This is a genomic window from Endozoicomonas sp. SESOKO1, assembly GCF_024606265.1.
Lineage (GTDB): Bacteria > Pseudomonadota > Gammaproteobacteria > Pseudomonadales > Endozoicomonadaceae > Endozoicomonas.
This window is the reverse complement of the sequence record NZ_JAHHPP010000397.1, coordinates 1-5904: the sequence shown is the minus strand read 5'-3', so window position 1 is coordinate 5904 and position 5904 is coordinate 1. Positions and strand designations below refer to the sequence as shown.

General features: G+C 48.6%; 4 protein-coding genes. 3 read left to right on the top strand and 1 reads right to left on the bottom strand.

What is annotated here, in order from left to right:
- The first annotated feature begins 285 nt into the window (after positions 1-285).
- The gene (locus tag KDK13_RS18095) at positions 286-579 is read left to right on the top strand and encodes a YebG family protein (protein WP_257286396.1); all 294 of its coding nucleotides are present in this window, start codon (positions 286-288) and stop codon (positions 577-579) included.
- Between the two features lie 253 nt (positions 580-832).
- On the opposite strand, the gene KDK13_RS18090 is transcribed toward KDK13_RS18095, so the two are convergent.
- Positions 833-2137 (bottom strand): hypothetical protein, encoded by a 1305-nt coding sequence (locus KDK13_RS18090; protein WP_257286395.1) that lies wholly within the window; start codon positions 2135-2137, stop codon positions 833-835.
- A gap of 535 nt (positions 2138-2672) precedes the next feature.
- On the opposite strand from KDK13_RS18090, the gene KDK13_RS18085 reads away from it, so the two are divergent.
- A complete protein-coding gene (locus KDK13_RS18085; RefSeq protein WP_257286394.1) occupies positions 2673-5540 on the top strand; it encodes a valine--tRNA ligase in 2868 nt (955 codons plus the stop codon).
- A 178-nt stretch (positions 5541-5718) separates the two neighbouring features.
- Positions 5719-5904: hypothetical protein (locus KDK13_RS18080; RefSeq protein ID WP_257286393.1), on the top strand; the 186-nt coding region annotated here is incomplete at its 3' end.

Below are 5904 nucleotides of genomic sequence, written 5' to 3'. Positions count from 1 at the left end.
AGTGAAAAGATATCCAACTTCACGAAATTCGCAAATATTTGAGGGAGAAAGACATTCAGGCCAAGGGAGGCAAGTAAGGATTGTTGATTATTGTCGTCTTTAGTATTTCAAAGCTGTAAATTACCAGGCAGGACTACACAACTTCACTGGTGTTCATTAACTTTGGTAAAAAACCAGGCCACCTTTGTTTAAAAGCTGATGTTTATAAGCTGATTCCCAGAGAGCCTACTGGACAAAACAACTGTATTTATATACAGTTCAAAAACCCAATACAGGAGGAAGCCCATGTCCATTACCCCCATGTGGCGAGTTGACCGGGACAGAAGCATGTTTACTGATAAGAAAGCCGCGGAAGAACACGATCGTATGCTGGAGCTGGCAGACGGCATCACTGGTATGCTGGAAGCCAATTTCAAGATCGATGAACAACTGGCGGAAGAGATCGGTCTGCTGATGTCACGAAACAAGGATATTCTCGCCAAAGCCTTTAAAGGCAAGCCAGAGATCCTTCAGGAAATCAAGCTGGACAGTGAGCCTTCAGCGGACAACACCGTAGATATTCGTGAAGCGGTTGTTTGATGTCGATTAAAGCCACAAAGGCACTTGGCGCGTGGAAATATTTTGCGCCACCCTCAGGGATGAAAAATGGTTAAGCAAAATATTTTTCACGGCAAAGGCATGACGCTGCTCTCATTGAAATGCCTTTGCGGTTAAAACAAACCCTTATTCCCCGCTTAAGAATGGATAGCTGACAGGAATACTTTTACCAGAAGCAAATTTGTCCCCCTGCCAGTTTTTCCAACATCAAAACCAATTATGCACTATTTATGCACTATGACTCTTGATTGCTGCTTTGGACAGATGTTGTAGATATTCTTGATGCCCTTATATTATTACTCTCAACGTGCTTCTCCATTGCGTTTATAGCAACATCCAACATATAAAGATGGGGATCATCCATCGGATGCAATTCTCCTACAGGCTTTTCATCTATGGCTGACGGAGGATAAACAGTGATTTTCTCTGGTGGATACCGGTAGTTACCCGCAACATCGCCTCCAGGATACGAAGGACCAGATACTTGCCCTTTACCAGAGCTTTTAACTTGCTGCTCATTAATCAATGGCCGGTAATCCAGATCCTTTGCAGCAAACGGAAAAGAGAATGATCTGGCGGGCAATAAAGGCCGAAATCCCGGAGCGGCTTTTTCAGAAGACAACTCATGCCGCCTCCCCCATCGTCTCTGGTCCACACTTACCCATGGATTAACTGCTGCAGAAGCAAACTCACCATTATGATGATGTGCTGTGGCCATTATCTCTTCATCTACCATGCCGTTCTGTACAGTGGTTGCAATCATCGGACTTATTGGAGTCGAAGCTGTCTTGTGAAAACCGGGAAATTCAGTTTGAACTGCTTTATTCAGCCCCTGGAAAAATGAAGCTTGTTCAGGCTCTGTTATTTCCGGAGATAACACCGACATGGACCGCATCGTTGAAAGACTCCCTCCTCCTGTTTGACTGGAATTTTTTTTTGCTGGAGGCCCAGGTTGACAATCTTGAGTTTTCCTCATTCGAGCTTTATTATTTTGTGCTTTTTTTTGCTCTGACGCTGGTTCTTTCACAATATGTTCGGTATTGCGAGAGAATGAACTTTGACTTGACTGCTGGCTCGGAAATGAAATACCCAGAGTATCCTGTTTTGCCCTTATCTTAAAATAGTCACTCACTTCTTCAGGTGAAATTCCCAGAAACAAGCTGGATTTTTCTATCTCATTTTCTCTTACCAGATTGATCACTTTACTGATTTGACACCAATGCTGATAGGATTTTTCAAGCCATCTCATTCGATGAGGGTTTAATTGTGATCCGGGAATACAATCCAGGGCGGATTCCATGGCAGCAAACAGATGTCCCTCCGGCTGAGGCGGCTGAGACGAAAGTGTGTCTGTTGGTGATTCATTACAGTGCGGGCAGCAATGGCCGTCTTTCTGTTGCCTCTTTTCTTCATTTCCATTGCCAGCCGGAGTAGAACCGGTTACAGGCTTCGGCTCTACTACCCTTGGCATCTTGTTGCCATCAATCGGGTAGTCCAGTGCACATTTGGGGAGCATCCCCTGAATACTTTCTGCTCCCACTACGGTCAGTGACCGATGATCATACTGACGAACCGAACTGGATTGTGCACCTGACAAAGAAGGTTGCTGCATACTTTTACTGGATATCATTCCCGGGAATGACATCCCTGGATAAGCCATATTATTTTACTCCTGATAACAAAATTGATTGTCAGACTGACAGCGCCTGGCACTATCAGAAAAATTTAATCCCTTAATCCGGATCATTGGATTTTACGGCGACTAAAACCTTTTAAATGAAAAGAAGCAAAAACCGTAGCGCTATTTTCAGGCAAGTTCCTCACTGAATTCATAAATTAAAGTAGAACACATTAAGCCAATAGTCGATAAAGACAAGTTATTCATCACGTAAGCGTTTAAGTCGAACCGTCGAACCGCACGCAAGCCTATTTAAAAATACGGCTCCTGGCAATGTATGGTGCTTCCTGATTCAGCCCCACAGTGTATAATCACCGGTTTATCCAAACCCAGAGACTCACTGCTCCTCAGGAGTTCTCGTCTGGGAACAGTTGGAACCTCTACTGGAAAAGCAGTTATGGAAAAGACGTTCAACCCCCAAGCCATCGAACGCACGTTGTATCAAAACTGGGAAGAGAAAGGCTATTTTGCACCGGCTTCTGAACAGCGCGGTGACAGCACGCCCTACTCCATCATGATCCCTCCTCCCAATGTCACCGGCAGCCTGCACATGGGCCATGCCTTCCAGGATTCCATTATGGATGCCCTGATCCGCTACCACCGGATGAAAGGCTGCAACACGCTCTGGCAGGTGGGTACTGACCATGCGGGTATCGCCACCCAGATGGTGGTTGAACGCAAGATTCTGGCAGAAGAAGGCAAAACCCGTCACGACTACGGACGTGAGGCGTTTACCGATAAAATCTGGGAGTGGAAAGAAGAGTCCGGCGGCACCATCACCCGTCAGCTTCGTCGCCTGGGAGCTTCCGTTGATTGGGATACCGAGCGCTTCACCATGGACGAAGGCTTCTATGGCGCTGTCCAGGAGGTTTTTGTCCGCCTTTACGAAGACGACCTGATCTACCGCGGCAAGCGCCTGGTTAACTGGGACCCAAAACTGCACACCGCCATCTCTGACCTGGAAGTGGAAAACAAAGAAGTCAAAGGTAATATGTGGCACCTGCGTTATCCACTGGCGGATGGCGAAAAAACCGCAGAAGGCAAAGACTATATCGTGGTTGCCACCACCCGTCCGGAAACCATGCTGGGTGATACCGGTGTAGCGGTTAACCCGGCAGATGAGCGGTACCAGGCCCTGATCGGAAAGGAAATTATTCTGCCCCTGGTTAACCGTCGCATCCCGATTGTCGCTGACGAACACGCCGACATGGAGAAAGGCACCGGCTGCGTAAAAATCACACCGGCACACGACTTTAATGACCATGAAGTTGGCAAGCGCTGCAACCTGCCAATGATTAATGTTATGACGCTCAATGGTGACATCCGCCAGCAGGGTGAAGCCTACAATATTGACGGAACGGTTAATCAATCCATTGATACTGCCATTCCGGAAGCCTACCAGGGCATGGAGCGCTTTGCTGCCCGCAAGCAGATTGTTGCTGACCTGGACGCTCTGGGTCTGCTGGAAAAAATCGATGACCATACCCTGATGGTGCCTTACGGCGACCGTTCCGGCGTGGTGATTGAGCCGCTGCTGACGGATCAGTGGTTTGTCCGCGCTGCGCCGCTGGCCAAACCGGCTATTGAAGCGGTAGAAGACGGTCGTATTCAGTTCGTGCCCAAACAGTACGAGAACATGTACTTCTCCTGGATGCGTGATATTCAGGACTGGTGTATCTCCCGTCAGCTCTGGTGGGGACACCGTATTCCTGCCTGGTATGACGATGCCGGCAACGTTTACGTGGGTCGCAATGAAGCCGAAGTCCGGGAAAAACACAATATCCCGACGCCTGTTGTCCTGAAACAGGATGACGATGTGCTGGATACCTGGTTCTCTTCGGCACTCTGGACTTTTGGCACCCTGGGCTGGCCAGAGCCGACCGATCGCCTGAACACCTTCCACCCCACCGACGTGCTGGTCACCGGTTTTGACATTATCTTCTTCTGGGTCGCCAGAATGATCATGATGACCATGCACTTTATGAAAGATGAAGACGGCAAACCACAGGTGCCGTTCAAGTATGTATACGTGACTGGTCTGATCCGTGATGAGCATGGCGAAAAGATGTCCAAGTCCAAGGGCAATGTCCTTGACCCTCTGGATATGATTGACGGTATCGACCTGGAATCCCTGGTGGAAAAACGCTGCGGCAATATGATGCAGCCTCAGCTGGCGGAGAAGATTGAGAAGCGTACCCGCAGCACTTTCCCTGACGGTATTTCTGCCCACGGTACTGACGCCCTGAGATACACCCTGTACTCACTGGCGTCTACTGGCCGTGATATCAACTGGGACATGAACCGTCTGGAAGGCTACCGGAACTTCTGCAACAAGATCTGGAATGCTGCCAACTACGTCAAAATGCATACCGATGATCAGGACTGTGGTAATGGTGATGATCCTGTTGAACTGACCCTGGCCGATCGCTGGATTGTTTCCCGACTGCAGCGGGTTGAAGCCCAGATCGAAAAGAACCTGTCCGAGTTCCGTCTCGATCATGCTTCCCAGAACCTCTATGACTTTGTCTGGAATGAATACTGTGCATGGTACCTGGAGCTTTCCAAGCCGGTTCTCTGGAATGAAAATGCACCGGCAGAACTCAAGCGTGGCACCCGACGTACACTGGTTCGTGTTCTGGAATCCATTATGCGTCTGGCCCATCCGTTTATGCCTTATATCACTGAAGCAATCTGGCAGAACATCAAGCACAGTGCCGGCGTTGCCGGTGACACCCTGATGCTGCAGAGCTACCCGGTGTCTGACCCGGCCCGTATTGATGAAGCGGCTGAGCGTGATATTGAGTGGCTCAAATCGTTTATCACCGGTATCCGTAACATTCGTGCCGAGCTGAATATTGGGCCAGGCAAGCCGCTGAATGTATTGCTGCGTAATACCTCTGCAGACGACGTTGCCCGCCTGAAAGACAACCGGACATTCCTGAAGTCCCTGGCCAAACTGGAAGACATCAGGACTCTGGCAGCCGGTGAAGAAGCCCCCATGGCAACCACTCAGCTGGTAGGCTCCATGGAAGTCCTGGTACCGATGGCAGGCCTGATCGACAAGGAAAAAGAGTCCGCCCGACTTAATAAGGAAATTGAGCGGTTCGCCAGAGAAGTTGCTCGCTTTGAAGGTAAGCTGAATAACGAAAAATTCACCAGCAAGGCACCTGCCGACGTGGTTGCAAAAGAGCAGGCCAAACTGGCTGAAGCCCGGGTTGCCAAAGCCAAGCTGGAAGAACAGCTGGAAGCGATCAAGGCGCTGTAAACCGGAGCCTTTCAAAATGGCTTTGTAAATAAAAAAATGGCTGCGATCACTGCAGCCATTTTTTTATGCTTATACAGACAGCGGGTGGCGACATTTTCCAGACTGACTAAAATGATCAAGTCATTCTGGGGAAAATCCTTATCAACAATAACTTATCAACTATAAATAGAGCTGTAATATGATTGCTTCCGAAACCACGGGGTCTAATTTCACAGGCCCATACAATCCGTTATCCAGAATCACTTTTTCTGAAGAAACTGAAACCAGACTTTCTGGCAAAACAGTATCTATTGATATGGGTTCAAATGAAAGCCTCCAAATACCGGAAGAACACAACGGCTATGAGAGGCTGTCACTGAAAACC

Bases quoted from the DNA above. Each gene is read 5' to 3' on its own strand.
- KDK13_RS18095 (WP_257286396.1), top strand. From the start codon at position 286: ATGTCCATTACCCCCATGTGGCGAGTTGACCGGGACAGAAGCATGTTT.
- KDK13_RS18085 (WP_257286394.1), top strand. From the start codon at position 2,673: ATGGAAAAGACGTTCAACCCCCAAGCCATCGAACGCACGTTGTATCAA.